Origin of the sequence: Paenibacillus macerans (genome assembly GCF_900454495.1) — a bacterium.
GTDB classification, from domain to species: Bacteria; Bacillota; Bacilli; order Paenibacillales; family Paenibacillaceae; genus Fontibacillus; species Fontibacillus macerans.
Window position 1 is genome coordinate 4,506,538 of record NZ_UGSI01000001.1, and the last position, 26,987, is coordinate 4,533,524.

General features: G+C 57.7%; 20 protein-coding genes and 1 riboswitch. Of the genes, 7 read left to right on the forward strand and 13 right to left on the reverse strand.

Annotation, left to right across the window (positions count from 1 at the left end; translation table 11 throughout):
• Window positions 1–14 precede the first annotated feature (14 nt).
• Window positions 15–1,289 (reverse strand): right-handed parallel beta-helix repeat-containing protein, encoded by a 1,275-nt coding sequence (locus DYE26_RS34290; protein ID WP_036626589.1) that lies wholly within the window; start codon window positions 1,287–1,289, stop codon window positions 15–17.
• A 236-nt stretch (window positions 1,290–1,525) separates the two neighbouring features.
• Here DYE26_RS34290 and DYE26_RS20145 point away from each other — a divergent pair, with 236 nt between their 5' ends.
• The gene (locus tag DYE26_RS20145; protein ID WP_036626591.1) at window positions 1,526–2,455 is read left to right on the forward strand and encodes a GNAT family N-acetyltransferase; all 930 of its coding nucleotides are present in this window, start codon (window positions 1,526–1,528) and stop codon (window positions 2,453–2,455) included.
• 430 nt (window positions 2,456–2,885) lie between these two features.
• Here the strand turns inward: DYE26_RS20145 and DYE26_RS20150 are convergent, their stop codons facing one another.
• From DYE26_RS20150 to DYE26_RS20165, 4 genes are all read right to left on the reverse strand, one after another.
• Complete coding sequence (locus DYE26_RS20150) at window positions 2,886–4,025, reverse strand: DUF58 domain-containing protein (RefSeq protein WP_051985753.1); 1,140 nt, start codon at window positions 4,023–4,025, stop codon at window positions 2,886–2,888.
• Between the two features lie 4 nt (window positions 4,026–4,029).
• Window positions 4,030–5,052 (reverse strand): AAA family ATPase, encoded by a 1,023-nt coding sequence (locus DYE26_RS20155; RefSeq protein WP_082207959.1) that lies wholly within the window; start codon window positions 5,050–5,052, stop codon window positions 4,030–4,032.
• A 92-nt stretch (window positions 5,053–5,144) separates the two neighbouring features.
• Window positions 5,145–5,456: a thioredoxin family protein gene (locus tag DYE26_RS20160; protein WP_051985754.1), complete on the reverse strand. Its 312-nt coding sequence runs from the start codon at window positions 5,454–5,456 to the stop codon at window positions 5,145–5,147.
• A 212-nt stretch (window positions 5,457–5,668) separates the two neighbouring features.
• The gene (locus DYE26_RS20165) at window positions 5,669–6,091 is read right to left on the reverse strand and encodes a VOC family protein (protein ID WP_036626593.1); all 423 of its coding nucleotides are present in this window, start codon (window positions 6,089–6,091) and stop codon (window positions 5,669–5,671) included.
• 183 nt (window positions 6,092–6,274) lie between these two features.
• Between DYE26_RS20165 and DYE26_RS20170 the strand changes: the two genes are divergently transcribed.
• Both DYE26_RS20170 and DYE26_RS20175 read left to right on the forward strand, forming a co-directional pair.
• Window positions 6,275–7,231 (forward strand): helix-turn-helix transcriptional regulator, encoded by a 957-nt coding sequence (locus DYE26_RS20170; RefSeq protein ID WP_036626595.1) that lies wholly within the window; start codon window positions 6,275–6,277, stop codon window positions 7,229–7,231.
• 51 nt (window positions 7,232–7,282) lie between these two features.
• Complete coding sequence (locus DYE26_RS20175; protein ID WP_036626596.1) at window positions 7,283–7,471, forward strand: hypothetical protein; 189 nt, start codon at window positions 7,283–7,285, stop codon at window positions 7,469–7,471.
• A 210-nt stretch (window positions 7,472–7,681) separates the two neighbouring features.
• Here DYE26_RS20175 and DYE26_RS20180 read toward each other — a convergent pair whose 3' ends face one another.
• The gene (locus tag DYE26_RS20180; RefSeq protein WP_036626597.1) at window positions 7,682–8,542 is read right to left on the reverse strand and encodes a helix-turn-helix domain-containing protein; all 861 of its coding nucleotides are present in this window, start codon (window positions 8,540–8,542) and stop codon (window positions 7,682–7,684) included.
• A 130-nt stretch (window positions 8,543–8,672) separates the two neighbouring features.
• Between DYE26_RS20180 and DYE26_RS20185 the strand changes: the two genes are divergently transcribed.
• The 3 genes from DYE26_RS20185 to DYE26_RS20195 all read left to right on the forward strand — a co-directional run bounded on the left by DYE26_RS20185 (window position 8,673) and on the right by DYE26_RS20195 (window position 11,607).
• Window positions 8,673–9,731 (forward strand): Gfo/Idh/MocA family protein, encoded by a 1,059-nt coding sequence (locus DYE26_RS20185; protein ID WP_036626598.1) that lies wholly within the window; start codon window positions 8,673–8,675, stop codon window positions 9,729–9,731.
• A 14-nt stretch (window positions 9,732–9,745) separates the two neighbouring features.
• On the forward strand, window positions 9,746–10,627 hold the full coding sequence (locus DYE26_RS20190; protein WP_036626599.1) for a sugar phosphate isomerase/epimerase family protein: 882 nt from the start codon (window positions 9,746–9,748) through the stop codon (window positions 10,625–10,627).
• A gap of 122 nt (window positions 10,628–10,749) precedes the next feature.
• A complete protein-coding gene (locus tag DYE26_RS20195; protein WP_036626600.1) occupies window positions 10,750–11,607 on the forward strand; it encodes a sugar phosphate isomerase/epimerase family protein in 858 nt (285 codons plus the stop codon).
• Window positions 11,608–11,767: 160 nt separating this feature from the next.
• Here DYE26_RS20195 and DYE26_RS20200 read toward each other — a convergent pair whose 3' ends face one another.
• Together DYE26_RS20200 and DYE26_RS20205 are read right to left on the reverse strand one after the other, a co-directional pair.
• Window positions 11,768–12,712: an EamA family transporter gene (locus DYE26_RS20200; protein ID WP_036626601.1), complete on the reverse strand. Its 945-nt coding sequence runs from the start codon at window positions 12,710–12,712 to the stop codon at window positions 11,768–11,770.
• Between the two features lie 79 nt (window positions 12,713–12,791).
• A riboswitch (purine riboswitch) is annotated at window positions 12,792–12,902 on the reverse strand.
• Between the two features lie 119 nt (window positions 12,903–13,021).
• On the reverse strand, window positions 13,022–14,647 hold the full coding sequence (locus tag DYE26_RS20205) for an alkaline phosphatase (protein WP_036626602.1): 1,626 nt from the start codon (window positions 14,645–14,647) through the stop codon (window positions 13,022–13,024).
• Window positions 14,648–14,983: 336 nt separating this feature from the next.
• On the opposite strand from DYE26_RS20205, the gene DYE26_RS20210 reads away from it, so the two are divergent.
• The gene (locus DYE26_RS20210) at window positions 14,984–15,496 is read left to right on the forward strand and encodes a hypothetical protein (protein ID WP_036626603.1); all 513 of its coding nucleotides are present in this window, start codon (window positions 14,984–14,986) and stop codon (window positions 15,494–15,496) included.
• 95 nt (window positions 15,497–15,591) lie between these two features.
• On the opposite strand, the gene DYE26_RS20215 is transcribed toward DYE26_RS20210, so the two are convergent.
• From DYE26_RS20215 to DYE26_RS20235, 5 genes are all read right to left on the reverse strand, one after another.
• Window positions 15,592–18,324, reverse strand: a complete 2,733-nt coding sequence (locus DYE26_RS20215) for an alpha-mannosidase (RefSeq protein ID WP_036626604.1) — start codon at window positions 18,322–18,324, stop codon at window positions 15,592–15,594.
• A 262-nt stretch (window positions 18,325–18,586) separates the two neighbouring features.
• A complete protein-coding gene (locus DYE26_RS20220) occupies window positions 18,587–19,585 on the reverse strand; it encodes a glycoside hydrolase family 130 protein (RefSeq protein WP_036626605.1) in 999 nt (332 codons plus the stop codon).
• A gap of 503 nt (window positions 19,586–20,088) precedes the next feature.
• Window positions 20,089–21,408, reverse strand: a complete 1,320-nt coding sequence (locus DYE26_RS20225) for a glycoside hydrolase family 125 protein (RefSeq protein ID WP_036626606.1) — start codon at window positions 21,406–21,408, stop codon at window positions 20,089–20,091.
• A gap of 48 nt (window positions 21,409–21,456) precedes the next feature.
• Window positions 21,457–24,666 (reverse strand): alpha-mannosidase, encoded by a 3,210-nt coding sequence (locus DYE26_RS20230; RefSeq protein ID WP_036626607.1) that lies wholly within the window; start codon window positions 24,664–24,666, stop codon window positions 21,457–21,459.
• A gap of 6 nt (window positions 24,667–24,672) precedes the next feature.
• Complete coding sequence (locus tag DYE26_RS20235) at window positions 24,673–26,970, reverse strand: glycoside hydrolase family 3 N-terminal domain-containing protein (RefSeq protein WP_036626608.1); 2,298 nt, start codon at window positions 26,968–26,970, stop codon at window positions 24,673–24,675.
• Window positions 26,971–26,987: the final 17 nt, after the last annotated feature.

A 26,987-nucleotide genomic window follows, 5' to 3' on the forward strand; every position in this document is an offset into this window, starting at 1 on the left:
TTTGTCAACCGGATTTATTTGATGACGACGCCGGAATTGGTCGCGGACGACGTCTTGATGGTGTAGGAGGAGGCGGAAATTCTATTGTTTGCCAAGGTGATGTTTTTTTGCACGTAGCTGCGGAGATACGTCGTGAGGTCGATGCCTCCCCCCCGCCGCACGCGGATGACGTTATCCTTGATCAGCCCTTGGTCGGCGTTTTGCCAGGTCCAAATTCCCCGTTCCCCGTTGTTGATCGTATTGGACAAAACCCGGAAATCGCGGATACTGCCGAGCCGGATGGCGGTCGTACCCTTGACGTTGCTGCGTTCCCCCATGGCGATGTTGTTGTTTTGGATCACGATGTCCGCCACTTCGGCTCCGGCCCCGACTTCGATCGCGGCATAATAGCTGCCGTTTCCGTAAATCCGGTTGCCTTCCACCGTGTTGCCGCCGCCGTAAACGCTGATCGCCGCGTACATGTCCGGCGCGCGCTTTCCTTTTTGCGTACCCATAAAGTAATTGTCGTTTAAATAAGGATTATGAATGTCGTTGCCTTTAACGGTGATGCCTTGGGCAAAAATTTTGATCGCCCGCTTGGCGCAATAGTCAAACCGGTTCCCGGCAATGACGCTGTCGACATCCGTTCCCCGGTTGTTTTCCATCGCCGGGTCCTCGTAGTATATCCCGTCGCCGTCATCGGCCGGGCTGATATGATGGATGTAGCAGTTCGTGACGGATACTTTTTTCGCGGCCAGTTCTTTGCTCCCCCAGGTCGTGGTGACGAAAATGCCCCGGGCCACCAGGCTGCTTCCCACCAAATTGCGGGCGGCAACGTTCGCAACCTCCGTATTATCAATCGTGATCGACTCCGTATTTCCGTAGACGACGATGCCGGCCACGACTCCGGCGTAATATTCGCTCCGCCGGTCGGTGTCGTGGGTTGCGCCCGTCACGAGCGTATCGCGGACCGTCACCCGCGAGCTGCCCCCGCCGATGGCGAGAACGCGGTTTACGCGCTCGTTGCCGTCCAGCACGATCCCGCTGACGTTCACCTCCTTGCCGGCGATTCGCATCAGCTCCCAGCCGAAGCTGTCCGGCGCCGCCTTGATGACGGAGGAACGGCCGTCGCCTTTGATGAGCGTATTTCCCCCGACCATCAGCGCTTTGGCCGGATTCACCTTGTAAACGCCGCTGGGAAAATATACGGTCTCCCCGGTTTTGGCCGCTTGGTTCAGCGCTTGCTGGATCGCGGCGGTATCGTCGGCCGCTCCGTCGCCCCGGGCGCCCCATTTTGTAACTTGTATCACGGTAATCCCTCCTTCGACGAAAAAACTATGCTGCCGAATCCCCTATGATAGAAGTTGAGCTAATGATATAAGTTGAGCTAATGATAGAAGGTATATTTTTTCTCACAATATATTAAATGGCCGGGAGCAAAGAAGGGATACCGGCAAAAAGCCCGATCCGCCCTTGCTCATATTCGCGGGGACAAGATCATACGTTAGAACTGGTAAAGGGAACAAGTCGAAGGAGGCTTTGTATCATGGAGTTAAACCGCCGCGAGCTGCTGATGCAGTGGGCTGAGTTCAACGAGCGAAAATGGGGCTGCCGGGCGCGTCTTGCCGAGTTCGAGGCGCCCAATTCCCCGGCCCGGGGGGAAGGGTTGTTTTTCTATAACGCAAAAGGCAAGCTGTATCTCCCGCCGCTGAACCCCTATCATCCGTTTGTGTTTCATTCCACGCCGACGGACAAGCCGTTCAAAATCGACCGGCAGTGGCGGGAGGTGGCGGAAGCGGTGGCGGCGGATATGCTGAAATCGCCCAGCAGCGCCAGCTTCGTTTTTCCTACGGACATTACGGACATCCGCCCTTTTTTGTGGAGCGGATTTATCGCGGATATCAAATACACGTATGTAATGGAGCTGCCTTATAGCTTGGATCGCGCCAGCGCGGACGTCCGGGCGAAGGTGCGCAAGGCCGGCACGGCCGGCTACCGGGCGGCCAGAACCGAAGATATGGCGGAGGTGCACCAATGCCTCGCCGGAACGGAAGCCCGCCAAGGCTTCACCCACCGGCTGGGCCTGGAGGATTTGCGGCTGGCCCGGAGCCTGCTCGGGCCGGAGGCCTTTCGCGCGTATGTTTGTTATGCGCCCTCCGGGGAGCCGGTCAGCGCCAGCATCACGATTTGCCTTGACGATCAAAAAGCGTTCGGCTGGATCGCCGCCAGCAAGACGGAGCATTTGAATCAAGGCGTCGTGCAGCTGCTGCAAAGCTTTGAGCTGGGCGATTTATCGGACAACGGGCTGAAAACGTTCGATTTCGCCGGGGCCAACATCCCTTCGGTCGCCAGTTCCAAAGCGAACTGGGGCGGCGTGATCACCCCGTATTACCTCGTCAGACCTCCGGGATATAAGGAAATTTTGCGGGCCGGCCGGAACTGGCTGTCCTTTGTCAGGGGGAGGGGCAGGAGATAGTTTCTAAAATAGCGGTATTTTTTCACCTCAACCTCGGAATCGGCACTTGACGTCCGGCCGGCTACTGGAACGATGATGCAAAGTCGACCGTCGACCGTCGTCTAGATTCAGACAACAGGCCATTAATCGCCAGTCCCAGACACTAGGCTGTTAATCGTCTAGATCCAGATACCCTGCTGTTAATTCGTCTAGATTCAGACACCAGACCGTTAAAATAGCGGCGCTTTATGTACTTATTATCCGGAGCCAGGCCTGTTCATCCCCGTTAGCGGCATTTTTTGTCCTTATTTCCTATGATTCGTCATGAACGCAGGCATTTCGGCAGCGATTCGAGAAAATAGCGGCATAAAATGTCTCTATTGTACTCAAAAGGGGTGATATCGCCGAAATAGCGACATTTTTTGTCCTTATGTTTTCGCCCAAGCTGCCGTTATGAGCTGATGAAGCTCATCCATTCATCAAATTCGCCCGCTTCTCCCGAACCTTGATCGGCCCAATCGGGAATTTCCATCCATTCCACGCCGTTGCCGCCGCGCCGCAGCAGCTCCGCCGTTTCCGCGAGCTTCTCGCCCCAGTGGCAGGAAATGATCAAATAATCGGTATCGGCCGCCCCCGCCTCAAGCTCCAGTTCGAGCAGCCGAACCATCGAAACCGTTCGGTCCAGCACCAGCCGCGCCATCGTTTCCAGCAACAGCTCCAGTTGATCGGTTGCCGCCTGCGGCTCAATGCGGACCGGCTCCGCCGGGCCGTCCGTCAGCCGAGCATTGCATATAAAGCCCGCGCTCAGCCCATTGCGCAGGGCATGCTCCGCCACCGATGCGGCATAACGAATCCCCAGCTCGATCCGCTCCGGCGCGGTCACCGTTTTCCACATCGAATCGCTAACCTCCGCATTAAGGCAGATCACCAGCCGGTGGTCGGCGGTGTAATCCCGCTTGTGCACCTGCAGCTCCCCGGTCCGGGCCGTCGCTTTCCAGTTGATCTGGCTCAGCGGATCGCCGGGACGATAGGCGCGGATCCCTGCGGTCAGAAACGGGTCCTCCACGATCCAGCGCCGGACGGTGACTTCCCCCAGCCAGCTGTGGTTCGGCAGCGGCAGCTCCTCCAGCGGAACCGCCCGCGGATAGACGAGCAGCTCCAGATCCAGCGGGAAGCGTTTGACCTCCGAGTTTAGTCCCAGCGGATCGCCCGTCGTCATCGTGGCCGATTCCAGCCGGTATAGCCCCCTGTGGGCGCACCCGACCTTATGGCGCCTTGTGATTTGCCGGTACGGACGAAGGTGAAATAGACTGCTGTGGTTCTGATAGATTTCCCCGGCATGAATCGCCAGGTTGCTCTGCTTTCCGAACGCAAGCCCGGCGGGAATGCTCGATTCCAGGCGAAGCCAAGGCAGCGGCAGCAGCTTGGCGTTGGCGATGACCTCGATCATTTCGACTTCATCGCCTTCAAATGCGGCCCGTTTGGAAAAATACCGCTCATACCGGATCCCCTTCAGCGCGCGCCGGCGGTATACCGCGGCAACCAGCCCGATAAGGAGAACCGCGCTTATAATAAGCCAAGGCAGCTGCATGGGTTCAATCCTCCCGCGTTCCCCGGACCGTCAGCAGCGGCTCGGTCAGCGGAGGCTCAGTCGGCGGGAGCCCGGTCAACAGCGGCTCGGCCGGCACCTCCACCTGCTGCAGCGCCTGGCGGACGACTTCGCTGCCTTGCTCCTGCGCGCTCCGAAGGCCTTGCCGCAGCACCAGCCGATGGGCCAGCACCGGCACGGCCGCCGCTTTGATGTCGTCGGGGGTGACGTAATCCCGGCCCCGAATCAGCGCCAGGCCCTGGGAAGCGCGCAGCAGCGCCGCGCTCGCCCGCGGGCTGGCCCCCAGCTTCACCTCCGGATGCTTCCGGGTCGCTTCGGCAACGGCCACGATGTAGCCGAGCAGATCGTCCTGGACGCGGATGGTCCGCGTATACCGCTGGGCCGCCGCCACCTCTTCGGCCGAGGCGGCCGCCCCGATTTCCGCCAGCGGCTGGCGCTCCTTAAACCGCTGCAGGATGGCGACCCCTTCGCCGTGCGACGGGTATCCCATGGCAATCCGCATCAGGAACCGGTCCAGCTGCGCCTCCGGCAGGGGAAAGGTCCCCTGCTGGTCGATCGGGTTTTGCGTGGCCATGACAAAAAACGGAGACGCCAGCTCGTGCGTGACGCCGTCGATCGTCACCTGGCGCTCCTCCATGCATTCCAGCAAGCTGGATTGCGTGCGCGGCGTCGCCCGGTTGATCTCGTCCGCCAGCAGCACGTGCGTAAACACCGGACCCGGGCGAAACTCGAACTCCCCCGTTTTCTGATTGAAAAAATGAATGCCGCTCAGATCCGAAGGCAGCAGGTCCGGCGTAAACTGGACTCGCTTGAACCCGCCGCCGAGCGATTTAGCAAGCGCTTTCGCAAGCAGCGTTTTGCCTGTGCCGGGCACGTCCTCCAAGAGCACATGACCGTCCCCGAGCAGCGCAGCAAGCAGCAGATCGACCACCTCCTCCTTGCCGACGACCACCTCGCCGATATTGCGGCGAATCCGCCCGGTCAAATCCATCGCTTCCCGCAGTTCCATAAGTACCGACACCGCCTTTACCGATTTCTTCCTTTCTCCTTTCCATCTTACCAAAAAGCCCGGCCGCTTTATAGCTGAAGTCCGGGGGCTTCCTAAACCTTCAGCCGCTCCCGCAAATCGACGACCGACCGCATCGCATACTCCTTTTGTACCGGCTGGCCGTCCCGCAGGACGATCAGGCAGGGAACGCTGGAAATTTCCCATTGATCGCGAAGCCGCGGACTATAGTTAATATTCAGCTTGGATACCGGGATGCTCGGACCGGCCGCCAAAGCGATATCCAGCATTTTTTCCGCCAGTTTGCAGGTTCCGCACAGCGCCGTGAAGAAAAACAACGCCTCCTTGCCGGAGGCTGGTTCCGCGCGGTCGAGCCACTCCTGTTCCGTAATTTCGCGAATCGCCATAAGCCGCCTCTCCTTTAGGGGATTAAATTTTCAGCAGGTTAAACAACAATCTAATACCGCGAATTGCCGCGAAAAAACTGCCGCCAATGCGGCCAAGCTTTCGAGAAAACACCGTCGATAGACGTATCTTACCACAAAAAGCGGCCCTGCTCGCATCTGCATGCGAACGGGCCGCTCCTTTCGGCAATCCGGCAGCGGGGATAACCCGTCCTTTAAGCCGGGCGATTGGTGAACAGGTGGAAAGTTACTCCGAACTTGTCGGTAACTACAGCGTAAGCCGGGCTGAAATAAATGGACTGCAGCGGCAAATCGACGCGTCCGCCCTCTTTTAGGGCCTCGTAAAGCTGCTGCGTATAATCCGCCGTACTCGACGTGAGGCACACCGTAACCTGGCTGCCCGGTTGATGCGGCTCGCCCGGAAAAATATCGCACACATAAAGCTCCGTTTCCCCCAGCTTTAATATGGAATGCGCGATGCGCTTCTTCACTTCGTCAGTCATCGGCTGCTGGGGTTCGGGCATTTCGCCGAAGGTTTGCTTAAACGCCACCTTGGCCTGCAGCGCCTGCTCATAAAAAGCAATCGCTTCTTCGGCTTGTCCATTCAGGGCAATCAGGGGGGTTGTCAACAGAATCATGTAAACACACTCCTTAAGGATCAAATTGGCGGAACCCGAAAAGCGAAAGAGGCGATCTCCGTTTCCGCTTGATTCGATTCTTATTGTAGCCGATAATAGTGACAAGTATTGTCATAAATAAGAAACGCATACCGGCGTTTTTTTGATTTTTTATGCCCAATAAAAGAAACGGAGCGCTCCCCCATGTCCAAATCGAAACGTCTGATGGAATTGATGATGACCGTCAACCGCAAGCGAAAATTCACCGTGAAGGAATTGGCCCGGGAATTCGGCGTTTCTCCGCGCACGATCCTCAGGGACCTGCAGGAGCTGAGCGAACTGGGCGTACCGCTGTACTCCGAGGTCGGACCGCATGGCGGCTACCAGGTGCTGAACGAAAGAGTGCTGCCCCCCATCGCTTTTACCGAAGAGGAGGCGGTGTCCATCTTTTTCGCCAGCCATGCCTTGCGCCATTACCGCTTTCTCCCGTTTGAAACGGAAGCATCCTCCGCGCTCAGCAAGTTTTATCATTATATGCCCGGAGACGTCCGGGACCGCATCGATCAGATGAAAAACCGGGTCGACTTCGTGACGCCGGAAAGGCAGTCGGCTTTTCCTTATTTGGCGGTTCTGCTGGACGGCGCCGTCCGCCAAAAAGTGCTCCGCATCGGCTACGCCTCGCGTTCCGGCGCAACGAGCACCCGGCACATTCAGCCGATCGGGATCTACGCCAGCCGCGGTTTATGGTATTGCCCGGCGTATTGCTTCGAGCGCAAAGATTTCCGCTTGTTCCGCTGCGACCGCATCGGCTCGGCCGTCATCGAGGAAGCGGACGCCGCGCTGAAGCCGCTTGATCTGCGGCAGGTCCATCTCGGCAATTGGGAATCGTTCATCGGGAGAAAGCCGATGTACGCGGATTGCACCATCGAGCTGACTCCGCTGGGGATCGAGGCCTGCGAGGGCGAGATGCTGCGCCACTTCCGGCTTGAACTTCGCGAGGATGGCACGGGCCTGCTGCGGGGGCAAATTCCGCCGGGGGAAATTCCTTTTATGGCCGCCTTTTTCATCGGCTTGGGGCGGGAAGCGACCGTCATCCGGCCGCCGGAGCTTATCGCGGCGATCAAGCGCAAATTGACCGAACTGCTGGATCAATACAGCTGAGCGCAAAACCCGGGTGAGCCGCTGAACCAGCACGCTGGAGCGTGCTGGGCCATGCTGGATCATGCTGGACCATACTGGATCACGCTGAATCATACTGGATCACGCTGGGCCATACTGGTGACGCTGGACCATACTGGTGCACGCTGGACCATACTGGACCATGCTGAACTTTCAGAGCTCAAGCAAGAACATAAGGACAAAAAATGGCGTTATCCCGGCGAGATTACCCACTTTAATTAAAATAAAGGCAATTTATGCCGCTATTTTCTCGAACCGCAGAGTGAAGGCCGCCTTTTGTACGATTCATAGGAAAATAAGCACAAAAAATGCCGCTAATGGGGACAAGCAGGCCCGTATCCGAATAATAAGTACATAAAGTGCCGCTATTCTTGTGATATGGTGCTCCTCAGGCGGCCTGATCGCACACGATGATCATGCGGAGCCGCGGTTTCACTGCCCGCCCCGGTTCCGGTAGCCGCTGGGGGAATGGCCGGTAATTCTTTTGAACACCCGGGAAAAATAAAACATATCGTGATAGCCGAGCGCTTCCCCGATTTCCTTGATGCTCATTTCCGTATTGAGCAAAATGTTTTTCGCTTCGGCCACCTTCAGCCGGTGTATGAATTCATTTAACGGATACCCCGTGTATTCGTGGACGATCCTGCGCAGCGTCGACACGGAAATATGATGTCTGGCCGCCAGTTCCTCCGGCTCCCGGCGGGCGTACAGCGACCCGGAGATGTCCTCGATCACCTTGAGCACGAACCGCCCCCGGTTGCCCGTTTCGGCCTGGTCGGCCTGGGCGACCAGCTCGTACAGGAACGCTTCGAGCAGCAGCGAGGCGCGGTCCAGATTGCTCGGTACGCCGCTCTCCAGAAGCATGAACATCATTTCCATCCGGTTTACCGCCGAATCGTCGATCGCCGCCTTTTGGACCTGCGCCGGATGCTGCAGCCAGCTGCCCAGCCATTCTCCAACCCGCTCCCCCTCGACGGTAAAATAATACTCGTCCCAATACCCGTCCGCATGAGGGCCATAGTTGAACTCGGCACCGGGGAACAGGCAAAACCAGGAGCCCGCGGGAACCTTCTGCTTCTCCCCGCCGTCAACCTGGTAATACCCGCCCCCGCCGGTAATCACCACAAAAGCCCAATAGCTGAACTTCGCCTGAACGCGCCGCATCGTTCTGCCGGGTAAATGGCCGGCGTTGACCACCGTCAGCGAGCGGATTTTCCGCTTGCTGGCGTCGACGACCGGGTTGAACACGCGGATCGGATGCGGACTGATCATATAATCCAGATATTTTGTCATCCTGCACATTCTCCCTTTGGAATTCCTGTGCTAAATTAAGGGTGCCTGAACAAATAAAACAAACTCGCGGCGAATTTTGCTTCATTGTAGCAAATTCGCGCCGCTGACGAAAGGGAGCGAAGTGCGGAATATGAGCGAACTCAAAATCGGACTGATCGGCGCCGGATCGATCTCGGAATCCCACCTGCTGGCCTATCAGGCCAACCCGAAAGCCGCGCTGTGGGCCATCTGCGACCTCAATGAAAGCAGAGCCCGGGCCATGGCGCGGAAGTACAACATTCCTCATGTGTACACTGACTATCGCGACCTGCTCGCGAACCCCGATGTACAGGCGGTCAGCATCTGCACCTGGAACAACAGCCACGCCGAAATCAGCATCGCCGCCCTCGAAGCGGGCAAAAACGTCCTTTGCGAGAAGCCGCTCTGCATTACCGTAGACGAAGCGCTCCAGGTACAGGCAGCGGTGGAGCGGACCGGCAGGCTGCTGCAGGTCGGCTACGTGCGGCGTTATGCCTCGAACATCGCCGTGCTCAAAAAATTCATCGCTGCCGGGGACATCGGGGAGATCTATTTTGCCAAAGCGAGCCTGGTCCGGCGCCTCGGCAATCCCGGCGGCTGGTTTGCCGACAAAGCCCGCTCCGGCGGCGGCCCGCTGATCGATATCGGCGTGCACGTGATCGACCTGTGCTGGTATCTGATGGGCCGGCCCAAAGTGAAGTCGGTTAGCGGCAACACCTATTACAAGCTCGGCAACCGCTCCAACATCGAGAATTACGCGTTTTACCAAGCAGCGGACTACGACGCATCCCTCAACACGGTGGAGGATATGGCCAATGCGCTGATCCGCTTCGAAAACGGGGCCTCCCTGCTGGTGGACGTCAGCTTTTCGCTGCATGCCAAGCAGAATTCCGCCCTGGTCAACATTTACGGAGAAAAAGGCGGCGCCGAGATTGAACCGGAGCTGTCGATCGTTACGGAACGCCATAATACGATCATCAATATCGATCCGCAAATCAGCACGCCCGCATTCGATTTCCAAGGCAGCTTCCAGAACGAAATCAACCATTTTGTGGACAGCTGTCTGGACGGCGTGCCGCCGATCAGCCCGGTGGAGGACGGTGTGGAGATCATCAAAATATTAAACGCGATTTACCAATCGGCCGAGGAAGGCCGAGAAATCCGGTTTTAGGAGGGCGCTGGCATATGAAGCTGAACAATAAGATCGGTATCATCGTCGACAGTTTGGGCCTGGGCGTCACGGAAGGCCTGAAAAAAGCGAAGGAACTGGGCGCCGAAGGCGTGCAAATCTACGCCGTGTCCGGCGAAATGGACCCGGCCGCGCTGACCGCGGCCAAACGCAAAGAGCTGCGAAGCTATATCGAAGGGCTGGGCCTGGAAATATCCGCCCTCTGCGGCGATCTGGGCGGCCACGGATTTCAGGACGCCGCCGCCAATCCGGCCAAAATCGAAAAGTCGAAGCGCATACTCGATTTGGCCGTTGAGCTCGGCACGAACATCGTGACGACCCATATCGGCATCGTGCCGGAGGACCTAAGCAGCCCGATCTACGCTGCTATGCAGCAGGCCTGCGAGGAGCTAGGCGTCTACGCCAAAAGCTTGAACGCCTATTTTGCCATCGAAACGGGGCCGGAACCGGCCGCTCATTTGAAAAGCTTCCTGGACACGCTGAGCACAAACGGCGTTTCCGTCAATTTCGACCCGGCCAATATGGTCATGGTGACGGGCGACGATCCGGTGCAGGGCGTCAAGACGCTGCGGGACTATATCGTGCATACGCACGTAAAGGACGGGGTGCGCCTGCGCCCGGTCGATCCCCGGGACGTATACGGCTTCCTCGGCTACGAGGCGATGGATCACGAAAAGATCGCCGACATGGCTTCCTCCGGCGGCGCCGGGTTTGCGGAGGTTCCGCTGGGCGAAGGCCGGGTGGATTTCCCGGCTTATTTTGCCGCCCTGCAGGAGATCGGCTACACCGGCTATCTGACGATCGAGCGGGAAGTCGGCGACAAGCCGGAGGAAGACATCAGAAAAGCGGTCGAGTTCATCCGGTCTTTCCGGGGATGACCCGAGGGCAAAGCGGATGTGATTCGCAAGAGCAGCAAGAGCCGTGAGCCGCAAGAGCCGAGCCGCGCACAGCGGCCTTAAGCCGGAACGATCTTAGGATGGAAGGAGACGCGCTGTAAAACATGAAACTCGGAATAAGCTCTTATAGTCTTTATCAGGCCATGCAGATGGACGGCATGACTATTCTGGAGGCGATCGACTGGATCGCCGGCATCGGCGGGGAGCATGTCGAAATCGTGCCGCTGGGTTTCGATTTGAAGCAAACCCCCGAACTCATCGGGCAAATCCGCGAGCGGGCCGCCAAAGCGGGAATCGCCGTTTCCAACTATGCCATCGGCGCCAACTTCATTACGGACACGGAAGAAGCTTACGAGTCGGAAATCCGCCGGGTCATGCGGGAAGTCGACATTGCCCATGCCCTCGGCGTCAAGCTGATGCGCCATGACGTCGCTTCCCGGCAGGACACCTCGATCATACGCTTTCAGGAGGATCTTCCGCGCATCGCCGAAGCCTGCCGGCGGATCGCCGATTACGCTGCGCAGTACGGCATTACGACCAGCCTGGAGAACCACGGCTATTACGTTCAGGCCAGCGACCGGGTACAGGCGGTGCTCCACGCGGTCGGCCGGCCGAATTACAAGACGACGCTGGACGTCGGCAACTTTGTGTGCGTGGACGAACAGCCCGTGATCGCGGTGAAGAAAAACATCGCCTACGCGTCGATGGTTCACGTCAAAGACTTCTACATCCGTCCGGCGGACCGCAACCCTGGAGAAGGCTGGTTCCGCAGCGCGGGCGGCGGGTATTTGCGCGGCGCGATCGCCGGCCAGGGCGACCTCGATCTGCGGGAGATTCTCCGCATCGTCAAGCGCTCCGGCTATGACGGCTTCCTGTCCATCGAATACGAAGGCATGGAGGAGTGCCGCAAAGGAACCAAAATCGCCTTCGAGAATGTGCGGCGAATTTGGGAGGAAGTGTAGCCGCCCGCTTGGTCCGTGTTCGGCGGATTAAAGCGCAAACTTCATTGGAACTTGCGTTTATACGGACGAGGTATACTTTAGTATACCTCGTTTTTTGGGCGGTACATGGCCGCCGGGATGGCGGCTCCGGACTTCAGAAATTCGGCCCACAGCCGCCACATCACCTGGTCATAAGAGCGTTTGTCCTTTTTCCTATCTTGTGCATTTCGGGAAGAACCACTCCAATTAGAATCAGTATAACACCGCACCATTGTACCGGGCTGACGTTTTCATGAAGCACTATCGAAGAAAGCATTACGGCAACCGGCAATTCGGCAGCGCCCAAAATCCCTCCCATCGCCTCTCCGATATGAGGTATTCCGATGGCGAAGAGCAGCGGCGGAATAAACGCTCCAAATAAGCCTAACAGAAATCCGTACATTAGCAGCGGTCCGAACAGCAACCCGTTAAACAAGAAATAAGGCGGGAATAACACGATAAGTAAAATAAATCCGCCGGTAACCATCCAAGCGCTCCGGTATGCCGGATGAACGGAAGGAACCGCTTTTCCGCTGAACAGAAGAAACATGGAATAGCTCACTGCCGAAAATAAACCGAAAATAATGCCGGTTCGCTCGATGTTTGCCGAACCTTGCGCGTTTAGGCCGGCCGCCAGCAAAGTACCCACAAACAACACGAACAGGGTCGCCACCATCATCTTTCCGGGACGCCGCCGCTTGCTTACCGCTTGGATCAGTGCGCTGATCCACGTGAATTGAAACAATAAAATAATCGCCAGCGAAGCGGGGATATACTGAAGGGAATGATAGTAAAGCAATCCCGTAACAACTGTTGGGGCCCCCGCCAACATAAGCAGCAATCTTTGCTTCCACGTTAACCCTTTATCCGCAATGACGGCGGAAAAAGTCTCCGGTTGCCTCCGCTTTTTACGCAACGCCTTGCGTTTCGTGTACAAGGCCATCAACCAGGATAAAATTAAACCGATCAATAGCTGCGCTCCTACCACTTCCCCTAGTTTAAAACCTTCGCCGTAAGCCAACACGACAATGGTCGATAACACACCGTAACTCATGGCTCCTGCTAAAACGGAAATCCAATACTTCATAAAAACCCGATCCTCCTGCACCAAATTGTATCGATTTATGAACAACGCAAAAAATCCTAACCACGCGATAAGGAAGAAGTTCTGAATTCCTTGTCATCGTAGTTAGGAAGTAAAGGCTCCCTGTAGAAACCCCCGCCCTGTCGGCATTGGCCGATTACGGGGTTATACGAGAAAGTATGATTTTTTTCGCAACAGATTAGATATTAAACGAATATAAAATTACTGTCAACCGTGATGTCCGTGACGACTAAGTCCGGCTTGGGGCGGTTGAGCCTGTCCAAAGCTGTGAAACGGTTAACGCCGGGGCGATTACGGAATCAGGTCCAGCGCCTGCTGCGGCACAAAAGCTTCAACCCCGTTGTACACGACCACACCTTCCAGTTGCGTTTTCTTGCCGTTCAGGACAGCGATACTTTGGTGCAGCGGCAGTTCCAGCTTGTCGCCGCCTTTAGTAACGATGATCTTGCCGTTTTTGTCATCCAGTGTGTAAGTTGCGCCCTTGGCCGTGAAGGCCGGCTTGGCTTTAACAAACAATCTGTCCGTCGCTGCGTCCAAATCAAGCCCCATCACGCGCGCCATGTATTTGGCCACGCCGGTGTTGTCGATCACGCCCGTCGGACGGTCGCCGTTCGGCGCGTAGGTGTACAGAACCACATCGCCGCCCGTATGTCCGCCCGTCGTCCAGCCGATCCCCGACCGCTTGCTGATCATCGGACCTACCGTATAATTCAGGCTGCCGGCTTCGGCCTCTTTTATGGCTTTAATTTCTTCCGCCGTCAGGTCGGCAATGCCGAAATATCGGGCCATCACTTCTTTGATGTTGGTCCGCTTCGCGTTCAGCTTGGCTTCCAGTCCTTCGCCGGTCAGCTTCGCTTTTTGGAGCGGGCCGATGAACGTGGACAGCGGTTCCTTGTCATAGCTTCCGGTTGTCGACGCGTTGCCGATCGTCAATCCGCCGTTGCCATGGTCGGTTACGGCCACAATCGCGGTCTGCCCGTCGTCTTTGGCGAAATCGAGCGCAACTTTGACCGCCTCGTCAAAAGCCAGTACATCGCTAATGACTCCGATCGGATCGTTGGCGTGGGCGGCCCAGTCGACTTTGCTGCCTTCCACCATGAGGAAGAAACCGTCCTCGTCTTTGGACAGAACTTCAATCGCTTTGGCGGTCATCTCGGCCAGACTCGGCTCCGTGGAAGGATCGCGGTCCATGTCGTAGGCCAACCCGGCAGGCGCAAAAGCTCCCCATATCTTGTTTGATTTGGAAGCCTTCAGCGCGGCCGGAGTCGTTACATAATCGTAACCGAGAGCTTTGATGGATGCAATCAGGTCGGCCCCGTCTTTGCGGCCTTGGGGGCTCAGATATTCGGCGCCCCCGCCCAGCACAACGTCCATTCCGTTATATACCTGCTGCATGCTTAGCGCGTCATAATTTTTACGGTCCGGATAATGGGCGGAAAAGTCCGCCGGAGTGGCGTGCATAATTTCAGACGTTGCGATAATCCCCGTGGCTTTGCCGGACAGCTTCGCCGCCTCGAGCACCGAAGCCACCGGTTTTTTCTCGTCCCCCGGTTGGATTTTGGCTTGTCCCGGCATCGTCGCTTTGTCCGGCAGCACGCCAACATAACCTGTATGCGATTTATGCCCGGTCGCAAAAGCGGTTCCCGCCGGAGCCGAATCCGCAATCGCCGCGTCGGCCGAATGGGTACGTACGAGACCGCTTGCCATTTGATCCAGCGTCAGACTGCTGCCTTTATACCATCTGGACAACGCCGTAGCGTCATTCGCCATCCCGTCCGGAATAAGAATAATGACATGTTTGATAGCCGCCCCCGTCTCCTGCGCTGCGGCGGTACCGCTTCCACCCGTCGAAACCGTCAAAACGAGCGCCGAGGCGATTAACAAACTTGCCACCCTTTTCAAACCTTGTCCAAGCATGAACCATCCTCCATCCCATGAAATTCGTATATTTTACATTTTTCAGTATAGAGGACGTATATTAGAATAACGTAAATTTATTCCCATATTCATGTAAAAATGCAAATTGCCTCCCGGCATGATCTGACTAACGCCCATATCCAAAGCGGGCAATATGAAGCGGGCCGGATCGTATGATAATAAGCGCGGCAGTTATGAACGCGGCTATCTCTTAAGCGCAGAAATGTTAATAAAATAGTCAATGTTTTTAATACAATTGTATTAATTGTTCACCTCTCATAGGCGATAAATATGATGGCAGCACCACAATCATTAGGCAGAAAGGGGGTGAAATCGATGAATATACTTACGCCGGGAGTGATCAGCGGATTGATAGGAGCTTCCAACTATATGCATGCGTCCAATGCGCCTATGGCGGTTTACAATAAGGAAGCGGCGAAAATTAATCCCGATACGGAAAAAATGGGAAGGGCTTTAGGCGTTGCCGGCAACGCTCTCAACTCGGCCAGAAGCGAAAGCGATACTGCGGCGGAGGAATTGGAAAAGGCACAGGAACAAGCAAAAAAGCAAGAAAAGGCCGAGCAGGAAGCAAAACTGCAAAAGGATATGGAAGCGAAAATAAAGGCGCAGCAAGAGTATGCAAACCAACCTGCCGATACGGTAGAGATCAGCAAAGAAGGGCAGTTAGCACTCAATGGCAACGATCCGGCCGGCGCGCAACAAAATCCGGATGCTGTTGAGATCAAGAGCCAACCCGCAGTTGAGCCCAAAATATACACATCCGACGGTACGGCCTTCACAGTATCCGCAGACATAAATGTATCGCCGGCGATTTCGGTAAGGGTATAGCTTGGAGAAAAAAGAGGCTACGTCCCAATTCGGCGCCTGACCGATGGGACCGTAGCCCGTATTGTTTGTCCGCTAAAAACCTTCGTCCGGCAGCGTCAGCACCGAATCCCGATCGTGACGATTTCGCAGGGTCCGGTCATCAGGGACAGACAACCGACGGCGTCTTTGCTCAGCGGAGTTCCCTCCTCTTCCAGAATCGTCGTTTTGTAAAAATGCTCATGTTCGAAATCCGCGCAAAATGTCAGCTCTCCCGGCTGCCGGCTCATATTGTACCAGCGGAACATCAGGTCGCCGGTTTCTTCGTTTATTTTCAGCGAAGAAAAGGCCAGCTCTTTGCTTTCCCAGCGGAACGGCGCTGAGCTTGGAGCGAGCGTTCCTTCATGTATGCCGGTTTGGCACACGGTCCAAGGCACCTGGAACTGGTACGCCTCCGCAAATGCTCCGGAAACGATGCCGTCGCCTGTATGCGGGATCAGCTCCATACGCATCGTATGGGTACCGAGACACTGGGCTTCCGGCGTCGGAAACAAGCCCCAGTCGCCAAGCTCGCCTACGCAGCGCAGCAGCGTGACCGCGATTGTGTTCCGGCCATCAAGCAGCACTTCGTATTCGTTCAGTCCGAGATTGGCGACCGTTAAACCGGCCTTCTCCCCGCTTACGTCCACAAAAGCTTGCTGATGCTGGGTATTGCTCGGATTTTCCCACTCCGGCGCCGGAACGTTGCCGCGCTCCGCGATTTCAAACATCGAATCGGCGCGATGCACGGAAGCTTCCAGGTCCGTAGGGAACAGCACCCGAATGCGGTGGTCTTTCGCCGTGTTGTCGATCGTCGTTTCGATCTCTACACCTCTGCTGCCGGCTTCAAGCGAAATGACCGTGCGCAGCTTCAGCTTCGTCAGCTTGCCGCTGCGCTGCGCCTTGCGCTGCGGATAATACACCAGCTCGCGCATCTCCTCGTCCAGCTTGTCGTCGGCGGAGGCCGGGATCTCCCATGCGCGGCACACTTCCACCGCGGCCCGGTACGGCGTATCCTCCAGCACGCGGATCTGCGCCGGCAGACCTTTGGTGGTCAGCGGCTGTTCGCCTTCCGGCTGCTTGTACATGTATTCGTTGCCGATATCGCCGGTATCCTCATAGATGCCGAGGTCGCGGTAGATTTGGCCGGTCGCTTTATCGGTCAGCGCAAACGAACCGTCGCCGGCGATCTCCACTTTCAGCCCGGCGTTTTCCATGACCAGGCCGCCGGTAAACAGCGAGGCCGGTGCTGCCGCGGCGGCCGTTTGGGGGCGCACCCAGGCGTACGCGCGGTGCCCCAGCGCCGGTACCTGCTCCGCCTGGAACGTCAGCTTCACCCGGCGGCACATGTACGGCTGCCGGAACTTGTCGTCCGGCAGGTCGTAGCCGAACAGCAAGCCGAGGTCTTCCACCGTGCAAGGCACGGCGTTCCCCGCCTCGTCCACCAGCTCGCGGCCGGACAAGTCGACCGCCTTCATGCGGCGGGCGGTTTCCTCAAGGCCGAGCTCCTCGCGCAGATACAGGCGGGCGGCGTCCAGCTCCACGGTCACCGTGCCGGTGCGGTTCCAACCGGTCGTGTTCATGACGACCAGCGGCAGCGGATCCTTGCCGTACCCGGCGAAGATCGACGTGTTCACCGCCTCGGCGACGGCCCGCTTGCTGTCGTCGATGATCGCCTCGGCAACGTGGCGGCTTTTGGCGAAGCGGGTGACCATCTCGCGGTGCACCTCGTCCACGCTGCAGCCGCAGATGCTGTCATGCGGATGGTTTTGCATCAGCGTTTTCCAAGCATAGGTGAACAGATGATGCGGGTAGTTTTTGCCCAGCATCTTCGCCACCGCAGCGAGCGGCTCGGCGACTTTTTCCAGCAAGGTCTGGCCTTCCTGGTTCATCTGCTTCAAATACACGCGCGAAGAAGCGGTGTTAACCAGCGTACCCCAGCCATCGGTGCGCTGACTGCGCAGCTCGCCTTTGACGGTGGACAGCTCGCGGCCGCCCAGCGCCCCCTCCAGCGCCTGCAGGTAGTCCGGCAGGGTCGAATGCACGAACTTCGTGTCCGGGTACAGCTTCTCGGCCGTGCGGATCGCCTCCGGCAAATCAAGCTGCAGCGGCTGGTGGTCGCAGCCGTTCATGAACAGCAGTTCATCCGTCGCCGCGTATTTTTCCGCGTCCGCCAGCTTGCGGTCCCAGAACGCCTTCGCTTCCGCTTCGTCCACCGGCACCTCGTTGCCGTTGGAGTACCAGTTGGCGAACAAAATGCCCAGCACTTTCGAGCCGTCCGGCCCTTCCCAAATCAGCTCGGAGAAGGAGGACTCATACCCGCCGTCGGAAACGGTGTTGTTGAAGCCGGTCGGCTTCACGCCGCGGCCGAAAAAGGCGTTGTCGATGCCGGATTGCCGCATCAGCTGCGGCGTTTGGCCGACGAGCCCGAACGTGTCGGGGAAATAGCCGATTTTCGCCGGTGCGCCGTATTTTTTCGCGTCCTGATGGCCGATCTGCATGTTGCGGATATTCGCTTCCCCGCTCGTCAAAAAAGCGTCCTGCAAAATGTACCACGGCCCGATCAAAATGCGCCCTTTGCGGATATACTTCTCCAGCCGCTCCTTGTTTTCGGGGCGTACCTGCAGGTAATCCTCCAAAATAATCGTTTGCCCGTCGAGGTAAAAGCTTTTAAACGCCGTATCGCCGTCCAGCTTGTCGAGCAGCGCGTCCACCAGCTGAACGAGCCGGACATGGTGCTTCTCGTAAGGCAGATACCATTCCCGGTCCCAGTGCGTATGGGAAATGATATGCGCCGTTCTTTTCTTCTTCATTCCGTTACCCCCTCATTAAAATAGCGGAAAATTATGGTCTTATTTTCGAATTTGAGCTTGATTTATCACCATTAGCGGAATTTTTTGTTCTTATTTTCCAACGAACGGCTCAAAATGCGGCCATAGCCCTGCGATTCGAAAAAATAGCGACCTAAAATTCCTCTATTGCACTCTAGTGGGTGATGTTTCCATATTAGCGACATTTTTTCCCTTTATTTGTTTAACAGACTAACATTTGCAGTTATTCGGCGGTTCGGTACGTTCAAGCTTCCGTTTCTAAAGGATATTCTTCCATGTAACTCAGCAGTTCGTCCACGGTTGTGAACGCCAGGCCGGTCACTGTGTCGGCGCAGCCGTAGTAAATGGCGATCCGGCCGGTTTCGGCGTCGGTCAAAGCCGCGCACGGGAAAGTGACGTTCGGCACGTCGCCCACGCATTCGTACAGCGTTTCCGGGCCGAGGATGTAGTTGCGCGAGCGCGCTTTAACGATCCAGGGCTTGTCGATGTCCAGCAGGGCGCAGCCCATGCGGTAAACGAATCCGTTGCACGTATTGATAACGCCGTGATAAATGAGCAGCCAGCCTTCGTCGGTTTCGATCGGAACCGGCCCCGGGCCGATTTTTTTGGACTGCCATGCGGACGCGTCGCCGTTAATCGTCCCCATCACATAGCGGTGTTTGCCCCAGAACGTGAGGTCCGGGCTTTCGCTGTAAAAAATATCGCCGAACGGCGTGTGCCCGGTATCGCTCGGGCGGCTGAGCATGGCGTAACGTTCGCCGATCTTGCGCGGGAACAGCACGCCGTTGCGGTTATACGGCAAAAAGGCGTTTTCCAGCTGGTGGAACGTTTTGAAATCGGTCGTATACGCGATGCCGATTGTCGGGCCGTGGTAGCCGTTGCACCAGGTGATGTAATAGCGGTCGCCGATTTTGCAGACGCGCGGATCGTAGCGGTATTCCCGCTTGGTCACTTCCTCGTCCCCTTCGAACTGAATCGGATCGTGGTTGATTTTCCAGTTGATCCCGTCGTCGCTGAATCCGGCAAAAATGTCCATGCTCACCGAACGGGAATCGCAGCGGAACACGCCGGCAAATCCGCCTTCAAAAGGCACAACGGCCGAGTTGAACACGCTGTTGGAACTCGGGATCGCGTGGCGTTCGATAATCGGGTTCTGCGAGTAACGCCAAACCGGGGCGTTCAGGCCGGCCGGTTTGTCTTGCCAAGGGATGTTTTTCAGCGCTTCGCCAATAATTTTGCTCATCGTCGTCATGTCTCCTTCTTGTATAAAAGGTTATTTATCAGATATGATGCCAGTTCCGGTCTGATCGAGTCCGATCGAGTCCGGTCCGCCGGCTTGCGTCTCATCCTAACGGGCCCCAGCGCCGGGTTTTCGGCACTAGCGTTGCATTAATTTTTGCTCAGATTTCCTTAAAAGCTTAGGCTTTCGAATCGATACTGTCGCCCGCCGGAAATCTAACGGTTGTAGCAGCGGCTATTTTCCAAAAAAAACCTTTTCTAAATTCTAACGGTTGTGAGTGCCGTTATTTGCCTGAATCTAAGCAAAAATAGCCCGATTTAAGTGAAATAAGCGCCATGGCAACCGTTACAATTTGAAATCAACGTTATTGGAACAAATAGCGCTTGTGGCAACCGTTAGAACATTGGTGTGGCTAGAAAATGTATCTTGTCAGATCGCCCTACAAATATGTCCTACCGACACGCCCTACTGACCATGCCCTACTGACATGCCCATCGGACAACCCCCTACAAAATGCCTTCCTGCATGGCCCGGTACACGAGCTGCGAGAACAGGCTGTTCGACCAGGCGAACCATTTGCGCGTGAACGTGTTCGGATCGTCGGCGTGGAAGCCTTCGTGCATGTAGCCTGTGCCGGCGTCCGTCGCTTCCAGCATCGCGATCATCTCCAGCTTTTCTTCCTTCGTCCGCGCCGTCAGGCCCTGCATCGACAAAGCCATATGCCAAATGTAATCCTTCGGCGTATGCGGGCTGCCGATGCCTTTTGCCGCTTTGCCTTCGAAGTAGAACGGATTTTCCTTGCTCAGGGCAAAACGCCGCGTATTTTGATAAACCGGATCGTCCGCGCCGACATAACCGAGATACGGAATGGACATCAGGCCCGGCGTGCCGGCGTCGTCCATCAGGCAGTAATTGCCGAAGCCGTCGGTTTCATAAGCGTAAATCGGGCCGAATTCCGGGTGGCGGTAGATGCCGTACAACTTAATCCCGTGATCGACTTCGAATTCCAGCTCCTTGAGCTCAGCCAGGAAATCCAAGTCACGGAACACCCATTCGGCGAATTCCTGCATCTGGCGCAGCGCGACGACGGCGAACATGTTGCCCGGGATGTTGTAATGGAAATCGCAGGCATCGTCGCTGGAGCGGAAGCCCGACCAGATCATCCCGGTGTAATTGACCGGCATGCCGAGACCGCCGTTCCGCAAGGAATCGGCCGGAATGCCGTTGTTGCGGGTGAACCGGTACGGCGACTGCTCAAAATGGCGCTGCTCGGTTTTGAACAGCTCGTAAATTTTCCGCATCGCCGCTTTGAAGCCGGCGTCGAAAATATCGGTCAGCTCGGTCTCTTTCCAGTACGCATAAGCGAGCCGGACGACGAAGCAGAGGGAGTCGATTTCGAATTTCCGCTCCCACACCCAAGGCGACATCTCCGTTTCGTCCGTCGTGTTCCAGTGCCAATCGTTCGCCGTTTCATTAAAAGCGTTGGCATACGGGTCGATATGGACGTATTGGATATGGCGCTTGATCAATCCGCCGATGATGCGCTGCAACTCGGGATCGTTTTTGGCCAGCGGCACGTAGTGGATGACCTGTTCCACCGAATCGCGCAGCCAGGAGGCCGGAATGTCCCCGGTGATGACAAAGGTCGTGCCGTCGTCCATCAGCTTGGTCGTCGTTTCCAGGGTGTTCGGGAAGCAGTTTTTGAACAGCTGCAAAAGCTTCGGACGAAACGCGAGCTTCACCTCGGCTTCGGCCAGCACATCCTGAACGGCCTGCGGCAGCTCCAGCTTCGGCATCGGGATTTTCGGGAGTCTAAATTGTTCCATGAGCAGTCTCGCTCCTTTAATGGTCTGGTTTCTTCATGAGTTGAATTATTAATTGCACGAAATAGGATCCATTACTTTAATCGTCTTGATCTCGTACGGGGCAAAATCGAGCCGGATCGGGCCCGCTTCGGCCGCCAGCAGATCAAGCTCCTGTTCGAGCGCATTCGATACGTATACCTTGCTGTACAGCTGGTTCCATCTCAGCTCCACGCGTTCGCGTCCGCCGGCGGATTCGTAGAACCGCAGGATAACGCCGCTTCCGTCCTCGGCCGGTTTCACCGTATCGAGCACGACGTGCTCGCCGGTAAAGCCGATCAGCGATTGAGCGGGCGGCAGCGTTCCCGGATGCGCCTCTACGGCAAGGGCCGCCGGGATGTGGTTCAGTTCGGCCGCGGCGCGCACCGTATGAGCCGTCTGCCAATCGCCGAGGTGCGGGTACAGCGAATACGTGAATTCGTGTTCGCCCAGGTCCGCCGTGACGTCCGGCCATTTCGGCGCGCGCAGCAGGGACAGGCGGATGGTGCTGCCCTGAACGTCGTAGCCGTATTTGCAGTCGTTCAACAGGCTCACGCCGTACCCCCGTTCCGATACGTCCACAAAACGGTGACCGCACACTTCATACTGCGCCTGCTCCCAGCTTGTATTGCGGTGCGTGACGCGCTCAAGCGCGCCGAACGGAATCTCGTAGGTCGCTTTGTCGGTCACCACATCGATCGGGAAACCGACCTTCAGCAGCTTGTGAGCTTCGTTCCAATTCACCTTCGTCCGGAAATCGATCCGCCGGTCATGATGATACAGGATCAGGTCCTGCGTGATTTCCGACTGGCCGATACGCCAGCGGAATTGCAGCACATCCTTGATCTTACCGCGGGCGGCGAGCCGGCTTTCCAGCAATTTCGTTTGCCCGGCCGGCTGCTGTTCGTAGCGGCTGTCGATATCCCAGGCGTCCCACAGCGTCGGGCGGTCATGGAAGAAGTGGAACCGGTTAGCCGCTTCGCCCGGTTTCACGATTTCATGGTCCGCCGCTTTGTCCCAAAGGCTAACGATTTCGCCGCACTCATTAAACGTTAAGCGGTAGTGCTCCGTTTCCCAACGGTCAGTGAACATCCGTTCCTTGGCGGCAAGGCCCTTCTCCTGCAGGATCTGGCCGACGGCAGCAAGGATATCCGCCTTATCCGCCCCTCCGTCTGCCGCTCCTCCAACTGACGCCGCTGCCATCGAACCCGCTTCGCTTCTCAGCCAGATCGTCTTGTAACCGAACGCCGGAACCTCCGGTACGCGCACCCAAGCCGCCTCGGCATTTCCGCCCGTTCCCGGCAGCAAGTCGAGCGCAAGCCGCGCGCCGTTTTCGTCATAGGCGGCGACGGAGCGGCCGAAGCCGTGCCCGGAAACCTCGATCACCGCGTCGCGGGACCAGCCGAGGCTGTTAAACACGATGTAGGGCTTGCCTTCGCCCGCCGTGGCGATCTGCCCGGCCAGCGCCGTCAGGCCATGCCGCAATCCGGAATCCCCTTTTGCGAAAATTTCCGTATATTCTTTTTCCGACGTTTCGTAAGCTTCCGTAATCGCCGAACCCGGGATGATGTCGTGGAACTGGTTCAGCAAAATCAGCTTCCAGCCGTCATGCAGCGTGCTTTGCACCTCGCGCTGACGTTCCGCCGGCAGCGACGAAGCCCCCAGCGTGTTCCACACTTCCGCTTCGCGGTACAAAATTTCCGCTTTCCGGTTGTTCCGCTTGTTGCGGCCATGGGTCGTGTACGTTCCGCGGTGCAGCTCCAGGTACAAGTCTCCGTGCCACGACGGCAACTGCGGCCCCGCCGCTTCAATCCCGGCAAAAAACGCCGCCGCCGTGCTGTATTCACTGGCCGGCTGGCCGATCATCAGCCCGGAACGGCCGATGTACTCCAGCATTTCGCGGGTTACGCCGCCCCCGCCGTCGCCGTGCCCGTACAGCAGCATCTGCTCGGGATGCACAGCTTTTTGCCGGTAAGACTGCCAATGGTCGTGCACGTCTTTTGGCAGCGTATTTTCGTTAACGCCGTGGTTCAGGTAAGACAACATCGGCGTGCCGTCGATGCCGACCCAATGGAACAGGTCGTACGGGAACACGTTCGTGTCGTTCCAGCCAAGCTTCGTCGTCATAAAATAGCGGATGCCGCCATGCCGCAAAATTTGCGGCAAGGAAGCGCAATAGCCAAACGTGTCCGGCAGCCATTCGATGTCCGAGGTTTGGCCGAACTCCTCCAGGTAGAAGCGCTGCCCGTACAGCATTTGCCGCATCAGCGACTCGCCGCTCGGCAGGTTGAGGTCGGGCTCGACCCACATGCCGCCGACCAGTTCCCAACGCCCTTCCTTGATTCTCCCTTTGACACGCTCGTACAACTCGGGGTCGTTGTCCTTCAAATAAGCGAACAGCTGCGGCTGGCTTTGCGCGTACCGGTACTGCGGGTATTCGCGCATTAAAGCGTCGACCGTCGCGAACGTGCGGCTCGTTTTCCGCACCGTCTCGCGCGCCGGCCACAGCCAGGCGATATCGATATGCGACTGGCCGATCATATGGATCAGGCCTTCGGCGTTGCCGCCGATCGCCTTGACCCGCTCCGCCAGCCGCCGCTCGATTTCGGCGATCCCGCCGCCATCTTGAATCGCATCGGGATCAAGCGCCACAAACTCGTCCATCGCGGCGTGCAGCGCCTCGATCAGCCGCGTGCGCCGCATATCCTGCTCCGGCAGCAGCACGGCGGAATCGCGGACAACGGTCGCCGTATACATCAGGCTTTGCACCGGACGGTTGACCAGCACCAGCTTGCTCTGGATCGAAGAAATCGGCGGCTGAATGACCGCCTGCCGGTTCAGCGGATCGATCGGCTCCGGAATCGGATCAAACAGTTCGATTTCAAGCTGAAGCGGACGATTCCCCTGCTCCCGGGGCAAAGTCACAAAAGTATGGTTCCGGTCGAGTCCTTGATACGACTTTCCCCCGATTCTCAGCAGCCCTTCGCCCCCGGAAGCAAATACGAGGCCGACATGGCCGCCCTGCCAGCGGTCCGGGATCGTTAACTCGTTCCTAAAAAAATACGTCGTTCCCTGCGTGCTCGGAAACCGCTCAAGCCCTTGACCTTCCGGGTAGCCGGCTTCCTCGGTGTACTTTCCGGGAACCAAATATGCCGACTTCGTGATCTTCCAATTGCGCAGCTCGATTTGCTCCAGCCACGCCGCGTCCGACAGCTCCCGAATAAAACGTCTGATCCGTTCCATTTTTCATTAACCCTCCCGCACAAAAAACTTGGCGCTCAGCGTATCGTTTACGTTTTTGCCTACATGGACATGGAATTCTCCAGGTTCGACGACCGGTTTGTAGCCGGGGCCGATATATTGCAGCTCCTCCGCGCCGAGCGTAAACTCGACCCTCCGGGTTTCCCCCGGAGCAAGCCACACCTTGCGGAATCCTTTCAACTCCTTCGCCGGTCTCGTTACAGTGCTGGCCACGTCGGTGATGTACAGCTGCACGACCTCTGCACCGGCGCGATCACCGGTATTCGTGACATCCACCGTTACTTTGACCGTTTCATCCGGCGAAATCGCCTCCGGCTGAACGGTCAACCCTGCGTAACTGAATTCCGTGTAGCTTAACCCGTATCCAAACGGATAGCGCGGCTGCGAATCGTCCTCAAGGTATCTTTTGCCCCGTGAACGTTTGCCGTTGTAATACACCGGAAGCTGCCCGACATGCTTCGGAATCGAGATCGTCAGGCGTCCGGACGGGTTCACATCGCCGAACAAAATGTCGGCCACGGCGTGTCCGCCCTCCTGCCCCGGATACCACGCCTCCAAAATGGCGGCGGCATGCTCGTCGACCCACGGCTCGGCGATCGGCCGCCCGTTAATGTAAACCACTACCAGCGGTTTACCCAATTTGTGGATTTCCTGAATCAGCTCGAGCTGAACCCCGGACAATGCCAGCGACATGCGGTCGATGCCTTCCCCGCAGTCCATATCGCTCCAGGAGTTCCCGGTGACCTTTGAAGCCCCTGTTTTCAAGTCGATGCTGCCTTCACCGAAATCGCGCGCGCTGGAGCCGCCGACGACCATGACGACCGTATCCGCCTGCTCCGCGCAGGACAAGGCGGTTTCGAAGCCTTCCCGGGAATCGCCTTTAATCCGGCACCCCGGGGCATACAACACCCGCTCCGGCGCAGCCGCCAGCTTGCCGCGGATGCCGCCGAGCACGGTGGTCACCTTGGACCGCGGCTGCGGCGAGGTGTAGTCGCCGAGCTGGTTGTAGCCCACATCGGCGTTGGGGCCGATCACGGCGATTTTCCCGGCGTCCGTGGAGAGCGGCAGCACGCCGCTGTTCTTCAACAGCACGATGCCTTCGCCCGCCAGCTTCCGCGCCAACGCCGTATGCTCGGCGCTGCCGATCACCCGCTCCGCCCGGTCCGGGTCGCCGTACGGGTTCTCGAACAAGCCCAGCCGGAATTTCAGCGCCAGCACGCGGCGAACCGCCCCATCGAGCACCGCTTCCTCCAGCTCGCCGGAACGCACCGCTTCCAGCAGATGTTTGCCGAACATTTCGCCGGACATTTCCATATCGATGCCTGCGCGAATCGCCTGAACGGCCGCGTCCCGGCCGTCCGCGGCCACATCGTGGCCGGAAGCCAGCATGTCGATCGCGCCGCAGTCGGTGATGACCATGCCGTCAAACCCCCACTCGCCGCGCAGCACGCCGTCCAGCAGTTCCTTATTGGTCGTGCAAGGCACGCCGTCGATTTCGTTGTAGGCCGGCATGATCGATGCCGCTCCCGCCTGCACCGCCTTGCGGAACGGCAGCATATCCACCTCCAGCAGCTCGCGCCGCCCCATGTGCACCGGGCCCGCGTTGCGGCCGCCCTCGGAGCTGCCGTAGCCGACGAAATGCTTGATCGTCGCGGCCACACTGTCGGCGCCGTCCAGGCTTTCGCCCTGCAGCCCTTCCACCGCAGCCACGGCCATCTCGCCGATCAAATAAGCGTCTTCGCCGAAGCATTCCTCGGTCCGGCCCCAGCGCGGATCGCGCACGACGTCAAGGACCGGCGAGTACGTCACCGCGCCACCTTGGCTGCGCGTCTCCCGGGCCACCGCCCGGCACATCTCCCGGTACAGGTCCACGTTCCAGGTGCTGCCGAGCGACAGCGGCACCGGGAACACGGTCGCGCCGATCGCCATATGACCATGCGAGCATTCTTCCCCGATCAGGATCGGGATGCCGAGCCGCGAGTGCTCGATCGCGTAACGCTGGAGCGCGTTCACGGCCTCCGCGCCTTCACGCGGCGACAGGCCGGTTTCGAGCGTGACGCCCGTCCACGGGTCGGCCCGCAGCACGCCGTACAGCGAGCCAACCCCGCCGTTTTTCACCTGCTCCTTAAACGACTCCTTCAGCCGGATCTCGCCGTTCACATGCTCGTAGGTTTGCCAGCCGAACGGCTGAACCAACTGCCCGACCTTCTCTTCCACGGTCATCAGCCCAAGCAGATGTTCGACCCGTTCCGGAATCGGTTTCGTGCTGTCCTTGTAAAGCAACATCTCCACCTCGCTTCATT